18 protein-coding genes are annotated in these 22314 nt (G+C 39.3%); 4 read left to right on the top strand and 14 right to left on the bottom strand.

Annotation, left to right across the window (positions count from 1 at the left end; translation table 11 throughout):
* Nucleotides 1-44: 44 nt before the first annotated feature.
* The 5 genes from SB775_RS21125 to SB775_RS21105 all read right to left on the bottom strand — a co-directional run bounded on the left by SB775_RS21125 (nucleotide 45) and on the right by SB775_RS21105 (nucleotide 5770).
* Nucleotides 45-842: an endonuclease I family protein gene (locus tag SB775_RS21125; RefSeq protein ID WP_061463414.1), complete on the bottom strand. Its 798-nt coding sequence runs from the start codon at nucleotides 840-842 to the stop codon at nucleotides 45-47.
* Between the two features lie 93 nt (nucleotides 843-935).
* Nucleotides 936-1550: an NUDIX hydrolase gene (locus SB775_RS21120; RefSeq protein ID WP_089364254.1), complete on the bottom strand. Its 615-nt coding sequence runs from the start codon at nucleotides 1548-1550 to the stop codon at nucleotides 936-938.
* A gap of 556 nt (nucleotides 1551-2106) precedes the next feature.
* The gene (locus SB775_RS21115) at nucleotides 2107-3447 is read right to left on the bottom strand and encodes an aspartate aminotransferase family protein (RefSeq protein ID WP_289320276.1); all 1341 of its coding nucleotides are present in this window, start codon (nucleotides 3445-3447) and stop codon (nucleotides 2107-2109) included.
* Between the two features lie 78 nt (nucleotides 3448-3525).
* On the bottom strand, nucleotides 3526-4983 hold the full coding sequence (locus SB775_RS21110; protein WP_410863151.1) for a CoA-acylating methylmalonate-semialdehyde dehydrogenase: 1458 nt from the start codon (nucleotides 4981-4983) through the stop codon (nucleotides 3526-3528).
* Between the two features lie 235 nt (nucleotides 4984-5218).
* Entirely contained in the window at nucleotides 5219-5770 is a 552-nt protein-coding gene (locus tag SB775_RS21105; RefSeq protein ID WP_089364256.1) for a GNAT family N-acetyltransferase, read from the bottom strand.
* Nucleotides 5771-6468: 698 nt separating this feature from the next.
* On the opposite strand from SB775_RS21105, the gene SB775_RS21100 reads away from it, so the two are divergent.
* Complete coding sequence (locus SB775_RS21100) at nucleotides 6469-6669, top strand: cold-shock protein (protein WP_029714163.1); 201 nt, start codon at nucleotides 6469-6471, stop codon at nucleotides 6667-6669.
* 211 nt (nucleotides 6670-6880) lie between these two features.
* On the opposite strand, the gene SB775_RS21095 is transcribed toward SB775_RS21100, so the two are convergent.
* The 8 genes from SB775_RS21095 to SB775_RS21060 all read right to left on the bottom strand — a co-directional run bounded on the left by SB775_RS21095 (nucleotide 6881) and on the right by SB775_RS21060 (nucleotide 15512).
* Entirely contained in the window at nucleotides 6881-7735 is an 855-nt protein-coding gene (locus tag SB775_RS21095) for a crotonase/enoyl-CoA hydratase family protein (protein ID WP_217899819.1), read from the bottom strand.
* A 213-nt stretch (nucleotides 7736-7948) separates the two neighbouring features.
* Nucleotides 7949-8941 (bottom strand): ABC transporter ATP-binding protein, encoded by a 993-nt coding sequence (locus SB775_RS21090; protein WP_061463421.1) that lies wholly within the window; start codon nucleotides 8939-8941, stop codon nucleotides 7949-7951.
* Nucleotides 8942-8954: 13 nt separating this feature from the next.
* The gene (locus SB775_RS21085) at nucleotides 8955-9968 is read right to left on the bottom strand and encodes an ABC transporter ATP-binding protein (RefSeq protein WP_410863148.1); all 1014 of its coding nucleotides are present in this window, start codon (nucleotides 9966-9968) and stop codon (nucleotides 8955-8957) included.
* Nucleotides 9969-10017: 49 nt separating this feature from the next.
* Nucleotides 10018-10947, bottom strand: a complete 930-nt coding sequence (locus SB775_RS21080) for an ABC transporter permease (RefSeq protein WP_061463423.1) — start codon at nucleotides 10945-10947, stop codon at nucleotides 10018-10020.
* On the bottom strand, nucleotides 10947-11876 hold the full coding sequence (locus SB775_RS21075) for an ABC transporter permease (protein WP_053346403.1): 930 nt from the start codon (nucleotides 11874-11876) through the stop codon (nucleotides 10947-10949). Before SB775_RS21075 ends, SB775_RS21080 begins: the two co-directional genes overlap by 1 nt.
* A 133-nt stretch (nucleotides 11877-12009) precedes the next feature.
* Nucleotides 12010-13644 carry a peptide ABC transporter substrate-binding protein gene (locus SB775_RS21070; RefSeq protein WP_318683782.1) on the bottom strand — a complete coding sequence of 545 codons (1635 nt, stop codon included), beginning with the start codon at nucleotides 13642-13644 and terminating at the stop codon, nucleotides 12010-12012.
* Nucleotides 13645-14345: 701 nt separating this feature from the next.
* Nucleotides 14346-14780, bottom strand: a complete 435-nt coding sequence (locus SB775_RS21065) for a DMT family transporter (RefSeq protein WP_061463424.1) — start codon at nucleotides 14778-14780, stop codon at nucleotides 14346-14348.
* Between the two features lie 171 nt (nucleotides 14781-14951).
* On the bottom strand, nucleotides 14952-15512 hold the full coding sequence (locus tag SB775_RS21060) for a GNAT family N-acetyltransferase (protein WP_089364258.1): 561 nt from the start codon (nucleotides 15510-15512) through the stop codon (nucleotides 14952-14954).
* A gap of 1081 nt (nucleotides 15513-16593) precedes the next feature.
* Between SB775_RS21060 and SB775_RS21055 the strand changes: the two genes are divergently transcribed.
* From SB775_RS21055 to SB775_RS21045, 3 genes are all read left to right on the top strand, one after another.
* A complete protein-coding gene (locus SB775_RS21055; protein ID WP_061463426.1) occupies nucleotides 16594-17220 on the top strand; it encodes a CAP domain-containing protein in 627 nt (208 codons plus the stop codon).
* A gap of 323 nt (nucleotides 17221-17543) precedes the next feature.
* Nucleotides 17544-18425: a tetratricopeptide repeat protein gene (locus tag SB775_RS21050; protein ID WP_410863147.1), complete on the top strand. Its 882-nt coding sequence runs from the start codon at nucleotides 17544-17546 to the stop codon at nucleotides 18423-18425.
* A 330-nt stretch (nucleotides 18426-18755) separates the two neighbouring features.
* Nucleotides 18756-19355, top strand: coding sequence for an exonuclease domain-containing protein (locus SB775_RS21045; RefSeq protein WP_284470595.1), 600 nt, complete (start codon nucleotides 18756-18758; stop codon nucleotides 19353-19355).
* 126 nt (nucleotides 19356-19481) lie between these two features.
* Here SB775_RS21045 and SB775_RS21040 read toward each other — a convergent pair whose 3' ends face one another.
* The gene (locus SB775_RS21040; protein ID WP_410863145.1) at nucleotides 19482-21875 is read right to left on the bottom strand and encodes a YhgE/Pip family protein; all 2394 of its coding nucleotides are present in this window, start codon (nucleotides 21873-21875) and stop codon (nucleotides 19482-19484) included.
* Nucleotides 21876-22314 lie beyond the last annotated feature (439 nt).

The following is a 22314-nucleotide window of genomic DNA, read 5'->3' as shown; positions in this document are numbered from 1 at the left end:
AAGGATTGAAGCTTTTACCACAGCTTCAATCCTTTTTTTATAATTTAATTCCATTTCTCCGCCATTTCGGGGAAATCTATAAATGGGTTTCGATTACCCTGAATCTCATGTATAGCCTGGTTTCTATGTTTTTCATAAGTGCTGACTGGAAAGAGCCGGTGCCATTCCATAAGCAGTGCCAGGTCAATATTGCCGTTATCGATGATACCCTCATACCTGAGTAAAAAATACATGGTAGCCCTCGCTACAATGCCTTTGCCGTATTCAGGTTCGAATTTACCTTCGTCCGATTTCCCGCAACCCGCTTTTATTCCGGCAGCCGATGCTTCTGGGATATAATCCTCAAAATCATGGTATGGATAGTTACCCCGGCTACTGTTACAAGTTGGTTCGCAGGCGAACAGATGGTGCAAATCCCCCCTCATCGGTTCTTTTTTATTGAACCATGATTGAGGTACGACATGTTCACAATTAACGAGCATGTTCTCCATCTTCGTTGATTCAATCCCTTTTGACAACTCTTCTAGTATACGGATATCTTCCTCAATGACTTCTATAGGATCCATTCCTTTACCGGAATACAGGCTTTTCAGCTTGCCATTTTCCTGTAAGTCAACCCAAGGGTAAACATGACGATGTGGTGAGTAGTTCAGCTGGTTTTTATGGGTTGCTACTAGTAGTTTCTTCAATCCTTCTCGGTCCAAGGAACCATCTTGATAGTATTCTCGCTTAAGTTCCTGATCTTTCGTTTCATCGTAGTATTCGCGGTTTTCATTGAAGTTCACATGCGCAGCCATTGCCATTTCCCGTTCTTTTTCAAGTATTTCAAAACTATTCTTCATCCACTCATCCCCCCGATTCTATTAAAACCTAACTTTTACCATAATTTAAGTTTAATAGAAATCCTTTGAGAAAAAAAGGTGCTTTAGAAGTGTCTAACGAAGAATTTCTATAAAATGGGTAAGGATTTTCGCTGTCATTCCCCAGATTACTCGATCGTTATATAAGTAAAAATATTCTTCCATTTGTTTTGGCTGCCATTTATAATTCTCCCCGCCAACAATTAAATCTTGGGGGAAGTTTTCATGTGGTTCTATTTTATATTTCACATGATATATCTCTGGCGGTTTTTCCATGAAAAAGGAAAGCGGTACACTAAAAATGGTTTCTACCTCAGCTGGATTAGGGATTATCCGTTGATGGTTACGAACAAATCCTGCATAAGGATATACAATCATCCCAAAAGGGGATACCAAATAATCAATTGGAAAGACATTATAAATATCTTCTTTTTTCAAACCAAGTTCCTCATATGTTTCCCTAAGGGCAGCCGATTGTTCATCATGGTCCGACTTGTCTATTTTCCCGCCTGGAAAACAGATATCCCCTGGCTGCCTCCTAAGTGTGTGTGAACGCTCTTCAAAAAGAACATGGATTCCATCTTCTTTTTCTATAAGCGGAACCAATACAGCATACTTTGAAAAATTCTCACTACCTAAAATTTCAGGGGTATGTAATGTGAGTTTTTTTGTTATATCTTCATTCTTCATGTACCACACCTCTTCTGAAGTTAATATTGACAATATGAAATCGGTATTTTTCAACCAATCATTATCATTCCATTTTCAAACATCCGCTATAACTAAGCAAGGAAAACGATTCCAGAAATTCCCCCTTTAATTCGTCATAGATCTCTTATTCTTTCTATCCTTGTATTTTAAATAAATATCGGCCTTTTAAAAATCTAAGTGATAGAGGAATTAAATCTTATCCATTACTCCAAATCTAACTTTTAGACACGAAAGGGAAATTTATTTTCTATTTAACCTATGGGATAAGCTAATTTATGTATGGACAAACCACAGACTTTTAGAGTTTTTTTACGCGTTATACCCGGTCCTTTGACCATATATAAAAGCACCGTTCAAAGGTTCTGAACGGTGCTAAAACTAAACGCAGCTTCCTCAATTAAAAGGAAATATTTCCGAAAAAAACCGAATGTTAAAATAGGGAAAATCAACAAGTACATATTGAACTCTATTTATATACCGAATTTTCAGGAAACGTATTTCAAGGCTACCTATTCTATTTCTGAAGTTTTTTTATTTATAGTTCTGTTAGTGTTCGCTTTACAGTCATTACGATGAATAAGAAATCCTCTTCAGTGATACTTAGTGGAGGAGCGAGAGTCAGGACATTATTGAAGCCTGCAACTGTATCACCATTTTTACCTATAATCAGCCCCTTTTCTTTGCATGACGCAATCACTTTATTGATTTTGGAAAGATCGATCGGTCGTTTTGTCTGTTTATCTTCCACTAGTTCAATCCCTACCAACAAACCTTTCCCGCGTACATCCCCAACATTAGGATGAGATTTGATTTCTTCAAACTCTTGCAGAAAGCGAAGCCCTAACTCTTCAGACCGTTCTATTAGTTTTTCATTTTCATATATTTCAATATTTTTTAAAGCAAGGGCACAGGAAGCTGGATTGCCACCAAATGTATTTACATGTCGAAAGCGGTCATATTCATCTGAACCAATGTACGCTTCATAAATTTCACGTTTGACGGCTGTAGCGGATAATGGCAGGTAAGCGCTTGTGATTCCTTTAGCCATTGTTACGATGTCCGGTTTTACATCATAATTCATAAATCCGAATTTCTTTCCAGTACGGCCAAACCCGCAAATGACCTCATCCGAAATGAGCAGGACACCATTTTTCTCACAAATTTCTTTTACCCGCTTCATATATCCATCAGGTGGCATCAGGATTCCGCCTCCGGTGATGATTGGTTCCATGATTACCGCGGCCACCGTTTCGCCCAATTCCCATGTAATGGTACGGTCAATTTCAGCCGCACTTTTTTCACCGCTTTCATCCTCTGGGTTTCGGTATGAATCCGGCGGTGATACATGAAGAAAACCTGGGGCGAGTGGTTCATATTTAAACTTTCGTTGTGCTTGCCCGGTAGCTGCCAGTGCCCCCATTGAATTGCCATGATAACCTCGATAACGGGAAATGAATTTATAACGTCCATGTTCACCTTTTTGCTGATGATACTGTCGAGCAATTTTAAAAGCTGTCTCATTTGCTTCTGAACCGCTGTTAGAGAAGAAAATCACATAATCCCCACCCAGCCATTCATTTAACTTCTCTGCTAGCTTAATAGCCGGGATGTGGCTGTTCGTTAAAGGGGCATAAGGAAGCTCTTTCAACTGCTCGTAAGCTGCCTCGGCCAGCTCCGTACGACCATATCCTACGTTGACACACCATAAGCCTGACATCCCATCCAGGAAACGATTCCCATCAACATCCGTAATCCATGCTCCTTGCCCTTTTTGGACTACCATTGTCCCAGGGTTGGGTTCAGCCCCTTTCATATGATGCCAGACATATTTGCCATCCATCGTTTTAAGATCATGACCCTGTTTTTTAACCGGCATATGCCACACTCCTCCTATAATAATGTATAAAGCTATAAAGGAAGGTCGACCACAAATAGCGTCGACCCCTTTTTCCTATCAATATCTTGCCGTTAACATTTTCTTTCTAGTGTAAAATTCCACGCCGTCCTTTCCATTGGCATGAAGGTCTCCATAAAATGAACTTTTATAGCCGGAAAAAGGAAAGAATGCCATAGGCGCGGGTACACCAAGGTTAATACCAAGCATCCCTGCATCAATTTCTTCACGAAATTCCCGGATGGCTTTTGCACTATCCGTATAGAGGCAGGCACCATTGGCAAATTCGGATTTATTGGTCAAATCGATTGCTTCTTCAAGCGTATTAACCCTTACTATGGATAAAACAGGGGCAAAAATTTCATCCTTCCATATTTTCATGTTTGTTTTTACATGGTCAAATAATGTCGGCCCAACATAATAGCCATTTTCCTGATCGCCTTCTTTTCTGCCATCACGAAGGAGAACCGCTCCTTCTTTTTCCCCGATATCAATATATTGTTCTGTTCTCTTTTTATGAGTATCACGGATCACAGGGCCCAAGAAAACGTCCTTATCCATTCCATTGCCAATCTTGATGTCATCCGCTGCAGCCTTTAATCTCTCAACAAGCAAATCTCCCACTTCGCCTACCGCAACAACCACCGACGCGGCCATGCAACGCTCGCCTGCTGACCCGAAGGCGGCATTCGTTATGTTCGTTACGGCATTATCCAAATCCGCATCAGGCATGACGATTGAATGATTTTTCGCTCCTGATAAAGCCTGGACACGTTTTTTATTGGCAGCTGCCGTTTTATATACATACTCTGCTACAGGTTGGGATCCGACAAATGATATCGCTTTAATGTCTTCGTGCTCCAAAATTCCATTCACGACATCGTGGGCACCATGGACAATATTGACAACACCATTCGGAACGCCGGCTTCCGTCAGTAATTCTACAAGGCGGTTGGCTAAAAGCGGAGTCCGTTCTGAAGGTTTTAAGATAAACGTATTTCCACAGGCTATTGCAAGCGGGAACATCCAACAGGGAACCATCATTGGGAAATTAAATGGCGTAATCCCGGCAACGACACCCATTGGATAACGATACATGCCTGATTCAATTCCAGGGGATATATCAGGAAGCTGACTGCCCATCATCAAGGTAGGCGCACCTGCAGCGAATTCAACGCATTCAATTCCACGTTGAACCTCACCATATGCTTCTGTATAGCTTTTTCCATTTTCTATCGTGACCAGCTTTGCAAGTTCATCCCAGTGTTCTATCAATAATTGCTGGTAACGGAATAAGAAGCGCGCTCTTTTTGGCACGGCCACCTTTTTCCATTCTTTATACGCCTTTTTAGCAACCTGCACTGCCTGGTCGACATCTTCCTTTGTGGAAAGGGGTACGATTGCCAAAGCTTCTCCTGTTGCCGGATTAGGCACTTCCTCATGTTTCGATGTTGTGGAATTCACCCACTTGCCACCGATATAATTTTTCAACGTTTCTACATCATTGATAACAGTCATTAAAGAAACCCTCCATTTCAACACGATTTCATAGTTTTATTATATTTTTCAAACGGGCTTTTTACATTAGACGTTTTGTATAGTTTTTGATTCAATATTTGCACAAATTGTTTGATTTCGATTTTCCTATATTCATAATAATCATGAAAAGAAATTTCCCCACTCAATACTCATGGTAAAATCCGCTTTTAACCTTTTAGAATATTTCTTTCCCTTGAATCAGCAGGCTTTCAAATCAACCTTTAATAATCGAGTATAACTTTAGGTCCTCATGCTTTCCTTTAACAAACATCCCTTTCCTTATGATTCCCTCAAAAGACATTCCAGCCTTTTGCATGACTCGCTCCGAAGCCAAATTTCCTACAAAGCAGCGGGCTTGTATTCGGACAAGGTTCATATTATCGAAGCCAAATTCGATTATCTTTTTGGCTGCCTCCGTCACCAAGCCATTCCCCCAATATTCTGGTGCCAGCACATATCCAATTTCAGCTCTATGATGATCAACCTGCCATGAAACAAAGTCAATAGTGCCAATCAGCTTACCGCTTTCCTTGTATTGTATTCCCCATGGAGCGATTTTCTTATCCTCATAATTCTGTAAGGCAAATCGGATAAAATCCCTTGTATCACATAGGGAACGATGGGCTTCCCATGTGACGAAGCGGGATACATCACTATTGGATGCATAAGCGAACATGTCTTCTGCATCATTCATGGTGACTTTCCTCATAACTAAACGTTTTGATTCTATAGTAGGCAGCTGTCCATATATGTCTTTCACATTCATGATTACACCCCATTCCATTAATTATTTGTATTATAGCAAGATTGGAAAGCAATCACTGTTCCCAATTGAAATATCATTGAACTTATGTATAATTCAGAAAAATAGGCAGGGGGAGAATCATGCCAAGAAAACTCATAATAAGCCAGGCTTGTATGGACCTTTATTACAGAGAGTTAAAGAATTGGTACCCGAGTGGATTGTGATTTCCTGAAGATCTCCGGAAATTTGGAAGGATCATATAACCGATTCGGAAGTGATCGCAGGCTGGAAAAAGGAAATGTCTGAATCAATTGACACAAACGAAATAAAAAGGTTCCAGACACGGAGTGCCGGAGTTGAATCCCTTCTTCCTAAGTCCGATTATATTGGAGGGACATTACCCGCACACATCCGGAAATACGGAATTTTACGAGAACGGCTTATTCAGGGTATATTTTCATGCCGAATTTAATGAACGATCTTAATGGTAAAAAACCCTTCAACAAATTTACTTGATTACAAAAAAGGGCATTAATAATTTTTTAACATCTAGCATTATAAATAATCTTGCTTTGTTTACTTGCAGATTCCGACAATATCTGTTATATTTAATAAGAATTATTTTTGTTCGGGAAGATTGATAAGTGAAACACTTTTCGTCTAATGATTGAGCAAGGGTAGTAACACAATGTGTGGATTCACACTAGGAGGCAACAACAATGGAACAAGGTAAAGTAAAATGGTTTAACGCAGAAAAAGGATTTGGCTTCATCGAACGCGAAAACGGAGACGATGTATTCGTACATTTCTCAGCTATCCAAAGCGAAGGATTCAAATCATTAGACGAAGGTCAAGAAGTTACTTTTGAAGTTGAGCAAGGTCAACGTGGACCCCAAGCTACTAACGTTCAAAAAGCATAATTTTAAATACAATATATAACGGACTCTACTTGTAGAGTCTGTTTTTTTTATTGAATTGCAATAATTAAAAAACCCCTATTCACAGGGAATAGGGGAACATGAAACAAGTTTAGTAAATGGTAAACACAGTATAACACACTAAGAAACGAAACCCTAATTTATCCGAAAAGTAAAAATTATCACGCACTTCCCTAGGCTTTTACCCTACCATTCATTTCTTATCCGCTTCATATGTTCGATCCGTTCCCCAAGGATAAAACGGGGGCATATCGGAGCTGCTTTTCATTTTGAAATCAGCTTTCCTTTTTTCAAGGAAGGCTTCGATCCCTTCTTGTGCATCCGCTTGTTTTCCGGTCCAATGAATCATTTTCGATTCTATTTTATGCGATTCAACAGGATGGTTTGCACCGAGCATGGTCCACATTAACTGGCGGGATAACGTCACTGAGACGGAAGATGTATTTTCCGCAATGTCTGCTGCAATTTCCATTGCCGCAGACATCAATTCATCCGGCTCAACGATCTTGTTTACCAATCTTCCCTCATATGCTTCACTGGCAGAAATCATTCTGCCGGTAAAAATCCATTCGGAAGCTTTGCCCATTCCGACAAGCCTAGGTAAGAACCAACCGCTGCATGCTTCCATCGTTATCCCTCTCCTCGCAAATACAAAACCCATTTTTGCATCTGTGGAAGCGATTCTAATGTCCATAGGCAAAGTCATTGTTATCCCAATCCCAACTGCCGCTCCATTAATTGCTGCTATCATGGGTTTCTTCATCTCAAAAATCCGTAATGACAACATCCCCCCTGCATCACGGTATTCAACCAAAGGGGTGTGATCCATAAAGGTTTCTGCACCTTTCTCCAAATCCATTCCAGCACAGTAAGCATCCCCAGCGCCAGTTAAAATAACGGCTCGTACGTCATCACTTTCATCCGCTTCATCTAAAGCAAGAATCATCTCCTCACACATCTTTTCATTGAAAGCATTCATTCTTTCAGGACGATTAAGAGTAATTATCATGACACGATCGACGATTTCACTAGTTATCGTGGAATACAATATCAATCCCTCCTTCTCTTACAAATTGGTACAAGAAACAATTATTTATTTTTACATATAATTACATTTTATATGTTTTATTTTCAGATTCCTAGTTATTTATTTTGACATACTATAAAATAATTTATTCTTCAAGATAATCGCTTATATCTAAAAATATTTTAAATAAATATGTAAAAAAGGACCAGTCGCAAACGCAACTGGTTTTTTTGTTTACCAATATAAATGACAAGCTACGAAATGTCCCGGTTTTTGTTCTTTCCATTCAGGTACAGCACTGGAGCATATCTCCATCGCTTTAGGGCAGCGAGTCCGGAATACACAGCCGCTCGGCGGATTTATCGGACTTGGTACATCGCCTTTAAGTACGATTCTTTCCCGTTTAATAGTGGGATCCGGAATCGGCACTGCAGAAAGCAAGGCTTGCGTGTATGGATGTAGCGGATCATTCGTTAAAGAATCACTATCCGAAAGTTCCATCATCCTTCCAAGGTACATGACTAAAATGCGATTTGAAATATACTTGACCATCGATAAATCATGTGCGATGAATAAATAGGTCAAGCCCATTTCTTTTTGTAGCTCTTTTAATAAGTTAACCACTTGAGCTTGTATCGAAACATCCAGGGCAGAAATTGGTTCATCACAAACGATGAATTTAGGATTTAATGCCAAAGCCCTTGCAATTCCAATACGCTGGCGTTGTCCACCGCTGAATTCATGCGGAAAACGAGTGATATGTTCCGGACTTAAACCAACCAGCTTTAATAGGTCTTCCACCCTTTTTCTTCTCTCTTTACCTTTTGATATCCCATGTATGGCAAGTGGTTCCCCAATCAATTCCTCCACCTTCATCCTTGGGTTCAAGGATGCGTAGGGATCTTGGAAAATCATTTGTATTTCACGGCGGATTTGTGACATTTCCCCCTGTTTGTAATCGAAAATATTTTTCCCCTGAAAAAGAACTTCGCCATCTGTCGGTTCATATAGCCTTGTGATTGTACGACCTGCAGTCGATTTACCACAACCGCTTTCCCCAACAAGACCGACAGTTTCCCCCGGATAGATTTTGAGATCCAAACCATCTACCGCTTTCAGCGTCTGAGAACCAACGGGAAAATACTTCTTCAGATTCTTTATTTCAACAAGAGGAGAATTTTCGTTGACTGTCTTTTCTTTAACTGACTTATTTTTTAGTGAAACCATTGGTTCTCCTCCTTTATACATTAGTCGGTGCTTGTACCTGTGTTGCTTTTGCCATTGGGTGGTGCAGCCAGCATGCAGCTGTCTGACCCTCTTCCACTACTTCAAGTTCCGGATCATGGTCTTTGCACACTTTCATTGCGGATTCACATCTTGGATAAAATGGGCATCCTTTTGGCGGATCCAATAAATCCGGTGGTGATCCGATAATGGGAACCAACGGAGCCGTTTTTTCCATATCCAGCCTTGGCACCGTTTTAAGCAGGCCTCTTGTATATGGATGCTGTGGGTTTGAAAATATAGCTCCTACCGTTCCCGTCTCCACAACCTTGCCTGCATACATGACGACTACCCGTTCACAAGTTTCCGCAACCACACCTAAATCATGAGTGATTAATATGATGGAAGTATCCATTCTACGTTGGATATCTTTCATCAGTTCCAAAATTTGCGCTTGTATCGTTACATCCAATGCCGTTGTAGGTTCATCCGCAATTAGCAATTTCGGTTCACAGGCTAAAGCCATTGCTATCATTGCCCTTTGGCGCATACCACCTGAAAACTCATGTGGATATTGTTGCATCCTTTTTTCCGGCTGAGGAATACCTACAAGTTTAAGCATCTCCAACGCCCGTTCGTATGCATCTTTTCGGGACATATTTTTATTATGCTTTAAAATACCCTCCATGATTTGGCTGCCAATTTTTGTCGTTGGATTAAGCGAAGTCATTGGATCCTGAAAAATCATGCTGATTTCATTTCCACGAATCTTCTGCATTTCCTTTTCACTCATTTTAATAAGATCTTTGCCGCCAAAGTTTATAGACCCTTTTCCATACTCTGCTGGAGGTGTTTCCAATAATCTCATGATGGATTTCGCAGTAACACTTTTACCGCATCCGGACTCTCCAACAATGGCAACGGCTTCCCCTTTTTTCACTTCAAAGTTCACGCCGCGAACCGCCTGCACTTTTCCTGCATAAGTATGGAAGGTGATGTGTAAATCATTGACTTCTAATAGGTTCTCCATCATCGTCCCTCCTATTCTAGTAATATCAAATCTTTATGTTAGGACTCTATTATTTCCGAAGTTTTGGATCCAGGGCATCCTGCAGTCCGTCACCAGCCACATTGAACGCGAACATGGTTAAGGAAATCAATATTGCCGGGATTAAAAGTTGATAGAAATTCCCTACCAAAATGCTTCCCAGGGCATCACTTGTCAATGTTCCCCAGCTTGCTTGAGGCGCTGGCACTCCAAGACCCAAAAAGCTTAGTGTAGCTTCGGCAAAAATCGCAGTGGGTACAGTCAACGTTAAATTGACCAGGATCGGTCCCATTGTATTTGGAATCATGTGTTTTCTTAAAGTCCAGCTCGTATTGGCTCCAGAGATGGTTGCTGCATGGATATATTCATTCTCTTTAAGTTGTAAAACCTGTCCCCTTACTAGTCGTGCCATGGGAATCCACCCTGTAATCGACATCGCAATGATGATCGGCAGAATACCAGGTTTTAATACGACCATCATTAAGATAACCATCAATAGGTAAGGGATTGCATAGATCACTTCAGCAAACCGCATCATGATATTATCTGTGCGTCCGCCACGAATGGCTGAAATCCCGCCATAAAGGACACCAATCAAGAAGTCAATCAGCGCAGCCATCAATCCAATGAACAACGATATCCTCGCACCATACCAAGCTCGCGTGAATAAATCCCTTCCTGAAGAATCCGTTCCAAACCAATGCTCGGCATTTGGACTAAGATTCTTCTTCTCGAAATCTTGTCCATAATAAGTATACCCGTTAATATATGGACCAAAAATCGCCAGTAAAACCAAGAGGATAATAAGTACGAATCCCGTCATTGCCAATTTATTTTCTCTAAAACGACGCCAGACGTCAGACCAATATGAAACTGTAGGCCTGGCAATTTTTTCAGCTTCCTTAAAGTTTCCTTCAGCGGGTTGGAACATATCTTCGGTTAAATGCACTTTATCTGCCATTATTTCTTCTCCCCCGTCACTTTAATTCTTGGATCAATCAACGTGTAGGCTATATCAACGATGAATATCAATAGGATAAGCACTGCACTATACACAATTGTGGAGCCAAGAATGACCGGGTAGTCTCGGTTGGATATTCCCTTTACGAACATATCTCCCATGCCTGGAATACCAAAAATACGTTCAATGATGAAGCTTCCTGTAACGATATTAGCCGTCAGGATACCTAGAATCGTGATAATCGGCAATAACGCATTCCGAATAGCATGTTTGATTATGACACCGCTCCGTTTTAATCCTTTGGCCTTTGCAGTCAAAATGTAATCCTGCCCCATTACTTCAAGCATGCTTGTCCGCATCAATCTGGCGATGAAAGCAAGAGGCATCATTGACAGGGCAATGGATGGTAAAATGGTATGCTGCCATGTCGCCCATGTAGCAACTGGGAATATATGCCATTTTATTGCGAAATAATTGATTAAAATAGTCGCCAAGATAAAGTTTGGAACAGAGATCCCTACGATGGCAATGACCATTGATAAATAGTCGGGCCATTTATTTCTTTTCAGTGAAGCAACTACACCCAAAATTAGCCCAAAAAAGATGGCAATCACCAATGCTTGTGCCCCTAAGTGCAACGACACTGGAAATCCTTTCAAAATGTAATCATTCACAGAAATGGATGAGGATTTCAATGATGGACCAAAATCGAATTGTACGACTTCCAATAAATAATTCCCATACTGGGTCAACAACGGCTTGTCCAATCCATAGTGGACTTGAAGGTTTTCATAAACTGCAGGAGGCATTGCTCCTTCTTTAGCAAATGGATTTCCCGGAATCGTATGCATTATGATGAACGTTAATGTAATAACCGCCCATAAAGTAATAATCGCCCATTTAAAACGGTTTAATGTATATCTCAACATGGTAATCACCCCAATCATCGATTTTCTAAGGAGTTGAAAACGGAAATGAATTCATGAAATATTCAAATTCGCAATTGAAAAATGGGGTATGTCCTTAATCGGACATACCTCCCATTTCACTTTTATCCTTCTCTTATTTTTTATCCGCGTAAATAAAGTTCGGATAAGCATTAATCGGTGCATAAACTCCAGTAACATTCGATTTAACCATGTATGGTTTTGTGTAGAAGTACACCGGAAGGATTGGCATATCTTCAATCAGAACTTCCTCTGCTTTATGTAAAGCAGCCATGCGTTCTTTTGGTTCCATTGTAGATTTTGCCTCTTTTAATAAATTATCATATTCTTTGTTGGACCAACCTGCATCATTATAGGCACCATCTGTTTCCCAAAGCATGAAGGTCATCGGGTCAACATAGTCACCAACCCATCCTGCACGGGAAATTTCAAAGTCGCCAGCTTTTTCACGGTCAAGCTTAACTTGGAATTCCGCATTTTCAAGTGTTACTTTAACACCCAGGTTATCACGCCACATTTCTTGAACCGCTTCAGCAATTTTCTTGTGGGAATCTAAAGTGTTATACAAAATTGAAAACTCAGGTAATTCTTTCATGCCTTCTTCAGCAAGTCCTTCTTTTAACAATTTCTTAGCTTCGGTAACATCTTCCTTAAATAGGTTACCTGTATTTTCCTGGAAATCTCCAGATGCATCAGGAATACCCGGAGGGACTACGCCGAAAGCAGGCTTTTGTCCGCCTTGAGCAACATTTTCGGTGATTTTTTGACGCTCGATAGCCATTGAAAGCGCTTTCCTTACTTTAGCATTATTGAAAGGTTTCACTTTCGTATTAAAGTTGTAATAGTAAACGGCAAGTTCTTTGCCCATTTTGAATTCTTTATCATCAGAATTGACCATTTGACCTTGAATATCTACTGGCAGTGGATAAGCGAGGTCCAATTCGCCACTCTGATACATTTGCCATGCTGTATTTTCATCTTCAATTAGAGCAAAGTTAACTGCATCCAATTTGATTTTATCTTTATCGTAGTAATTTTCATTCTTTTCGATTTTCAGGCTTTCTTTATGTTTCCATTCCGTTAATTTGAACGGCCCGTTTGAAACGTGTGTCTTTGCATCCAAAGCCCATTTTGGATTTTCTTCCTGTACCTTTTTATCGATTGGATAGAAAGTATAGAAGGAAGTCAAGTCAAGGAAATATGGTGTAGGCTGCTCCAAAGTAACCTCTAATGTAAGATCGTCTATAGCTTTAACCCCTACGTCCTCTTCCTTGCCTTTCTTGCTGTTGTAGGCTTCTCCGCCTTTAAGATAATAAAGCTGGTAAGCATAATCAGCAGCAGTTTCTGGTTTCAAGGCATATTTCCAAGCATATTCGAAATCATTAGCTGTAAGCGGGTCTCCATTTGACCATTTCAAACCATCTCTCAATTTGAATGTCCATGTTAGTCCATCATCACTGATTTCCCATGATTTTGCAGAACCAGGGACGATTTTACCTTCTTCTGTTTTCTTAGTCAGCCCCTCAAACGTATGTTCAAGGATCCATGATTCATGAGTACCTTGGGCATTGGCAGGGTGAAGCGAACCAGGTTCACTCGAGTTGTTTACGTTTAATACTTTTGATTTGGTGGAGTCACCCGAGCCACCTTCTTTTTCATTCGAGGTTTCCTTCGAACCGCCGTTGCATGCCGCAAGTATAAGCATGATGGCCATAAGAAGAGCAAGCACTGAAAATTTAGACTTTTTCAAAAAATATTCCCCCTATCTTTAATCTTTCTTCGAATATTCCCATTTAAGGGATTATCCTTATACCACCTATTAATTGTTGGTATAGTACATTCTGAATATCAGCGTGGAAAGTTAGAAGCATTCATAGCAGGAATTCACCGAAAACAACTAGCGAACCGTTTGCATAAATCTGTGAATCTCCTAAAAAAACCAATTAATGCAGTTTACTAGTTAAAAAGCATACTCTTTCCAACCTCGCTAAGGGTACTATACCTCGAATTAAAGATGTTGAATTTTAAGTATATTACGAATAAACCGAAAAATCAATAAACCAATGAGTACTTTTTCACAACATAGTAATTATTTGCTAATCAATTCGATCTAGATATTAGGTAAAAAGAATGGAAAACCTAATTAATATAAAATGACTACCGACATCTTGTGGTTTTTTCAAACTCTTTTATACCAGTATTCATATAGTTTCGCTTGTCTTTTTTTCACTAAATATTCTAACAATTACAGTTAGTCCGGTTGCTAAGACCACTTTCCTAGCAAACCGATTCCTGATCAAATAATATATTTTAGTAGGATAATACTTTTTCCATTGAGGTCTTTTCAAGAAAATTCCAAATAACGGATAATAACTATGTAGGAATAAAGTTATTCATCAGTCTCTCACCTATATGCACCCTGTAAATCCAATGATTAATGATGACCATTCCTCATTTATGATTAAATAAATATAATGACACGAAAAGCAAACATATTCCTGCAACCTTTTTCGCATCCAATGGGATGCGAACCCCGCCGAATAAACCAAAATGGTCAATGAGGGCCCCAATCAGTATCTGGCCTGCGATAACCCCAACCAAGGCAGGAGCCACTCCAATCTGAGGGATAACCACTATTATAACAATGACATAAATGGCCCCTAGAAGTCCGCCTATCAATTGCCATTTTGGTACAGACGCGATGGCGGAAATGTTTCCATTTCCCGCGAACAAAACAATAAATAATAAAGCGAGTGTCCCGATGCCAAACGAAATGAAAGAAGCTTCAATAACCCCCACTTTTTTCCCTAATCCACCATTGATTTGCCCTTGTATGGCAATGGTGATGCCACCTAGGACCGCAAGCAACGGAAATAATATCTTCACAATGATTATCCTCCTTTTTATGTCCACCCGGACTGATTAACTGACTTCGCTTTCTAATTTTAACATGAAGAATACGTATATTTCCCCTACAAGTGGAGAAACATTCTTTAACTTAAAAAACTGGCACTATTGGCCAGCTGCTATCTTCTATCAACTTTTTTGAAATGAATCCTAAACGCTTTGCTGTGGTAATTGACTATACTCTGTGCTTAACAAGGAAAATACTAGGGCATCATGCGATTGTTTACGAAGAAATATATAACTTCTGAGACTTCCTTCCTCTTTAAAACCAAATTTCTTCAAGAGGTTTCTGGATGCAAAATTATCCTTGAAAGTTAATGCAGCCATTCTGTTTAGTTTCAATTCTCCAAATGAATAGCGCAATACTTCGTTGACAGCCTCGGACGTAAAGTGTTTTCTCCAATATTCAGGATGGATTTCATACCCGATTTCAGCTCGTTTGTTGGCAAGGCTCAATTGATTCAGGCCAACGGTACCAATGAATTTACCTGAATCTTTCACAACAACTCCCCACCGTATCCCCCGTTTGTTTATATAAGCACTTTTAAACGAGTCGATTAAACGGCGGGCATCTTCAACTTGTGTTAAACTTTCTATCCCATCATATTTGGTCACTTCATCTTTAGACAAAATGTCAAATAGACTCTCAGAATGCTGGTGACCTATTTCAATTAACTGCAGCCTTTTTGTTTCCAATTCCCTAAACCCCATCGAAGAATCCCCCCGTATATTCAACTGTCTACTTAATTCTATTCCTGAAGAAGAGATACCTGTCTTAAAGAACAATACTTTTTGATAAACTCCTTCCCTTAACATACAATGCCGCGTCCTTATAACCGCCCTTTATAATTAAAACCCGAATGAATTTGTTAAAGAATGATACTGAAGGCCGTCCAGGTTCCCGCATACTCTAATAAGAAAAAAGATTTAGGCTGATCAGGATAGAACTCCTGTTGTCCGTATACCACCATGGGCCCGCCGTAGATGACGACCCGATTCATTCAAGCCATTTATTTAATCCCGTGATCATTTTTTCTCGCTAATAAATAAATCCGTGCCGTTTCCCAAATCATCCTATCCTCAAGCCTTTGATTTGTTGCGATGGCAAATAACGCATTTTATCCTTAACTTCTCCCTGGGCTTCACACCCATTTGCAAAAATGATCGCCAGTGCAAGTATCATATCCGTGGTAAATGCCTGAGTTTGTTTCTCTTTTAAAATCTTTCCATTGATTTTCGTTTTGAATATTCGCATATGCCTTTCAAAATGCCTTTTCAATCAATGAGCATGTACATAAGGATAGATTTCGGCTTCTCAAACAGTGCTCTTGATTGAAAACGAAAACTTGTCTCAAATCTCTTTTTCAGGATAATATTTCATAGGAAAATATCCCCTATATACTTAATATCTATCCTTCCCAATACCCTCCCGGCCTTAAGATCCATAAAGCTCAACCCTAAGGGCAATTTATTATCATTTCCACATTATTATAATTACCTCCATTTAAATGCTTTTCGTTTTGATGTCCATATTATTTACCCTGACAAACATATCCCGCAAACGAAAAATGATTCTTTTTTTACATGAAATAATTCTTCCCGTCTACCAAAAGGCCCTATGATTTTGGTTTACTATAAACACTCTCAGGTCATATGGACCCTCATCATGCATGCTCCCATTCGCTACCTTCTGCCCATTTCAATAAAGAATGGGCATGACCTAATTTTACATACAACAATTTTTATAGGATACTAGACTTCCAATCCAGATATTCTACTAGGAGGAAACAAAATGAAGAAAATCATCCTTTTATCAGCACTATCCCTATCCCTATTATCTCCAACAGTTGCTCAGGGAGCCAATACTTACGAGGTTGCAAAAGGGGATACCCTAACGAAAATTGCGTCTGAATATGAAGTCAGCCTTTCCGAATTACTTAAGACGAACACGGCTATAAACAATTCAAATCAAATTCAAATCGGACAAATCATAAATCTTCCTTCAACCATCCACACAACTAATCAAGAAAAAGGTCAGTCAGTTGAACAGCAGGTTCTTAGGTTAGTTAACGAAGAACGTTCAAAATCGGGCCTCCCTTCCCTTGAAATGGATACCGCCGTTTCCAACATTGCAAATATGAAATCTGAAGATATGCGTGATAATAATTATTTCAATCATACAAGCCCAAATTACGGATCGCCCTTCGATATGATGAAATCCTTTGGGATCGGCTACAAATACGCAGGGGAAAATATCGCAGCAGGTCAACCTAGTGCGGATGCTGTCATGAAATCTTGGATGAACAGCCCTGGACACAAGGCAAACATCCTGAACAAGAACTATACCCATATTGGAATTGGGCATGCTACAGGAGGGAAATACACCCACTATTGGACTCAGCAATTCATTGGGAATTGAGATCGTAAGAGGTGGCAGATTGCCGCCTCTTTTTTTAACCTATTTCCAATTCCAAATCTAGGGCTTCCCCTCATCCGTTATATATGAATTAATATTAACTCTCTGCAATAAGATAGAGTGACCTTTCCCACTTAAATCGAAAAGATGTCATGCAGTTTGATAGCTTCAATAAAAAAACCGAACGTCATTATTTTTTTGTTGGGCGGATATAGAGGAAAAATACTTAAAGTAGTTATATAATACTATTTTTCAATTATTTTACTGATAAAAATAAAATTATGTTAAAATAGAATTCTAGACATAGGTATAAAGGGGCAATTGCAATGAAAATAGAGGTTGGCTCTGTTATCAACGAATTAAGAATCAAACAAAATCTTACAAGAGAAGAACTGGCAAAGGATATATGTGAACCTAATACCCTGTTAGATTATGAAAGGAGCATCACTTCTCCAACAATTGATGAATTGGCACTTTTTGCGGATAAACTTAAAGTTGACCTGCCGTATTTCTTCACTACCAAAAATGAACCAATATATAATTACATAGAAACCATTAAACTATTGATAAACAAATATAAACGTACACGTAATTTTGAAGCAATCTATGAAATAGTCCAAAAAGAAATGGCAACGGCACCGGAAAAATCGATATCTTTTTATCAATTCTTGAAATGGCATGAAGGTATATCTTTTTTTTATTTGTACAATGACAAACAAAAGGCTATAGACTTATTGAATGAGGCCATTCAGATTACAATGGGTAAACGTGTCATTTTTCATCAACAGGAGATAGAAGTTTTAAATAGTATTGGAATTATCCATTTTAAAACAAAAAATTATGAAGAGGCCATCACCATCTTCAATGAAGCACTGGAATTCATCGAGAATATTCCCCATGTGAATCAAGAAGGTACAATTGTCGTGAAGATCATTCATGGATTAGCACTGACTTTGTCTGAACTTCATTACTATCAAGAATCGCTAAATTATACCCTTAAAGGGATCAACATTTGCAATTCGACAGAATCATTATATTTATATGCAGAACTCCATCTTTTAACTGGTAAGAATCTGATTCATCTTCAGCAACCTGACGAAGGACTGCAATATATAAATAAATCCAAGAGCATTTTCAGACTTCAAAAAAAAGAAGAGACTTTACAAATCGTCGACCATGAATTGGAAATCATTTTACAATGCTTGTGAACTTCAACTAATAAAAAGATAGAGATTGCTGTGAATCTCTATCTTTTATAAAATAGTTAGATTCGAAGGGAAATCTCTTTAAACTATGTTATACAACCTCGTCTTTACCAAAACATATAGGTTTAATGTTATCCTCGTCCCAACCAGCATGTACCATGCACCTCATTCTGAAACCCTTCACTTACCAAGTGATTTTTGTTAATGCCTAATTGTTTTTAGGTCATTCTGAAAGGGCCATTCAAAATGACCTAAAAACAATGCATCACACTTCCAATCGCTATCATATGTCAGCTATAATAGATGAATGTAACCCAACTGGAGGAAAAAAAATTGTCTAATAGAATAGGTTTAGTGCTAGACGTAGAAACAACTGGTTTACGTCCCTCTTCTGATGAAATTATCGAGCTTGCCCTTATACTGTTTACCTATAACAGCGAAACCGGGGAAATTATTAATCTTATTGATCAAGAATCATTTTTAAGGGAGCCTCTCTCCTATCAAGCAAGAATGAATTATGATCAAGCATACAGGATTCATGGAATTCCATATAGCACCGTGGAAGGAAAAAGTTTTCACGATGAAAAAATTAAATCCTTCATTGCCCGCACTGATTCGATTTTCGCACATAATGCTTCTTTCGATAGAAGTTTTCTCTACCAAATGTATCCGGAAATCAATGATCAAAAGTGGTTCTGTACGATGCGGAATGTTCCTTGGAAGCAATATGGGTTTGAGAATAGTAAACTCTTAACATTACTGCAGGCACATAATATTACCAATTTCCAAACACACAGGGCTTTAGACGATATTTCTTACCTAATGGAACTTATGAGGAAACCGGGTCCTTCAGGTCTTCCTTATTTAAAAGATGTCATTGCTAAAAATCCGATGAAGAAATATGCACCTGCTTCTCAAAAGACAAGGGTATAGCTGTTAACAACATGTACAAGTGATTAACGGAGCTTTTTTCACGCCTTTCTTGGAAGCGCTTGGCAAATATTATCAGAATATTAATGAAAAAACAGCGACCCATCATGGGTCGCTGTTTTTTCATTGTTATACAGTTGCCTCTTTCTGTTTTTCATCTAATGCACCATTCAATTTTTTATACCGGTAAATAAAGTAAATGAGTGATAATATTAATGCTACAACAAGGAATATGGCCAATATGCTAAGATTATGCCACATGAAGCGATAATCCCCTGTTGAGATGACTGCCCGAAAAGCATTAATAGAATAAGTCATCGGTAAGAATGGTGTGAATCCTTGCAGGAAGCCAGGAACCAATTCATTTGGGAATGTTCCGCCACTGCTGGTCAGTTGAAGAATCAAAATTAATAATGCTATGAACCGGCCAGGATTATCAAAGGCTGAACCTAAGAACTGAATGATAGCCATGAATGTGCAGCTAGCAAGAATGCTTACTGCAAAAAATAGCGGCAGGCTCGTAACATTAATTCCAAGTCCTAAAATTAAAATCGAGTCAACCAATATGGCTTGACAGATTCCTATGACAGCCATGACGCTGTATTTACTAATAAACCAGCTAAATCCACTTGCAGGCTTAACAGCAGGATCTCTTAACGGGAAAATGATTGTCAGGACGATTGCCCCGATAAATAAACTCAATGAAATTAAATATGGTGCAAAACTAGTGCCATAGTTCGGTACATTATTAATTGGCAATTTATCCAGTTTAACTGGGCTTGCAAACATGTCATATACTTCTTCATTGGATTTTATGTTGCCAGCTTCGTTTGCCCCATCCTTCAATTCGTCATGTAATTCTTCAGATCCATCTGAAAGTTTAGCGATTCCGTCTTGTAACTTAATGGCCCCATTAGCAAGTTCTCCCATACCACTAGTAAGGCTGGATGAACCTTCTTTCAACTTATCCGTTCCTGTAACAAGACCTTTCGAGCCTTCCGAAAGCTGTGAGGTTCCACTTGATAATTGCTTTGAGCCATCTTCAAGCTGATCAAGGCCGCTTACCAAGTTATTGCTGCCTTTGGTTAACTGTCCAAGCCCACTCTGTGCTGAATCTATACTGGCGCCAAAAGTTGTCAATCCAGACACCAATTGACCTTGACCATTTTTCAGTTCATTCGCTCCATTAGCGAGTTTATCCTGAGCTTGCTTCAATTGAGTAAAACCACCGCTTAGCGCATTTGTGCCTTCACCTACCTGATTTGCGCCATCACTAAGACTGTTTGAGCCTTTTGCAATATCAGATGCACTGGCTGATAGTTTTCCCACTCCTTCAGAAACACCTTTACTACCTTCACTGATGCGGGATAAAGAAGCAACCACTCCATCCAAACGCGCTTTCTCGGCTGGATCATCCGTAGCTTCTGATTGTTGTTTCAATCCGGAAATAACTTCTTCCAAACCTGCTGAGACTTCAGATGCCCCCGCTTTCGCTTCGCTCGATGCTGCACTCCATTCAGATAATGCACCTGACAGCTGATCAGCACCTGCAGCTACGCCATTTGCCCCCTCTGTCAAAGCGGGTAGCTTTTCTTCTATTTGATTGAAGCCCTCTAGTGACTGTTGCAGTCCAGAAGCCAATTCACCGGTTCCCGCTTCAGATTTCTTGGCACCTTGCAAAAGCTCGGATTGTCCATCTTTCATTTGTCCAACACCTGAGCTAAACTGTTGTAACCCTTGATTGAGCTCTTTTGATCCTGCAGCTGCCGAACCGACCCCATTCGAAAATGTCAATGATTTTTCAGCTAGTTTTTCCAGGTTTTCATGGATTTCGACGGAACCTGAGTGAACGGAATCAATCCCTTCATCCACTTTTTTGGAACCTTCTTTAGCTGAGTTAATCCCATCACCAAGTTCGCTCGTTCCGTTCTTCACTGTATCTGTTCCATCTTTCAATTCTCCAGCTCCATCACTGGCACTTTTGAGTCCGTCAGCCACTTCGTTCAAATTGTCGAACATTGACTCCGCATAGGTTTTCGTTACGGCAGACGAAACTTCCCCTTTGATTCTCTCTGAAGCTGCGTCACCTATTTTAGTAGATATATAGTTGAACCCTTCATTAGACGTGTAAATTAAATCAAGTTTTTGCGGATTGTCCTCCTGTAAGGTCGTTGCATTTTTCGAAAAGTTTTTCGGGATTTCTATTTTCATGTAATAATCTTGATTTTCCAGACCTTCATTGGCTTCTTTTTGACTGACGAAATGCCAATCGAAATCCTTTTTCTCCTTTAACTCTTTGACTAAATCTTTTCCTATTGTTAGTTCCGAATCATTGAACTCGGCTCCCTCATCCATATTGACAATGGCAACAGGCAATTGGTCCACCTTACCATATGGATCCCAAAATGCCCAAAGAAACGTACCGCTGTATAATAAGGGGACCATTATGATCCCTATGATAGAAATGAGTATCATAGGGTGTTTTAGTATGGCTAAAAATTCACCCTTAAAAGATTTTAACACGCCTAACAATTCCTCCTTTACGACGAATATGCCGTTTAATTTATCTATTTCAGTGATAAATGGATTGAAGAATACTTAGTTAAATCATTTGCTTCTGCAATATATATTTGATGATTTTATCTTCACCATTAATATATATAACTTTCAAAACAACTAATGACTATTTTGTTCATTCGGTCATTATCACGAAAATAATATAACACTTATATATTCTTTTATCAATATTTTTTCACTGTCTTATATCCTTTTTACTATTTTTCTCAGTACATTCTATTTTCATGGTATTTTTTTAAGAGAAGAGGCTTTTATCATCAGCTGAAAAAATCAGCCCTGTTATCATGCAAAAAAGGGCATCCCTTATGGGAGGCTGCTGAAAAACTCACGTTTTTCTAACTAGTACGGTAAATCAAATTAAAAAAAGACGATTCTCATTCGGTAC

Source organism: Peribacillus sp. SIMBA_075 (assembly GCF_046534585.1).
Note: the sequence above shows the minus strand (reverse complement) of the source record. Positions and strands in the feature narration are given on the sequence as shown.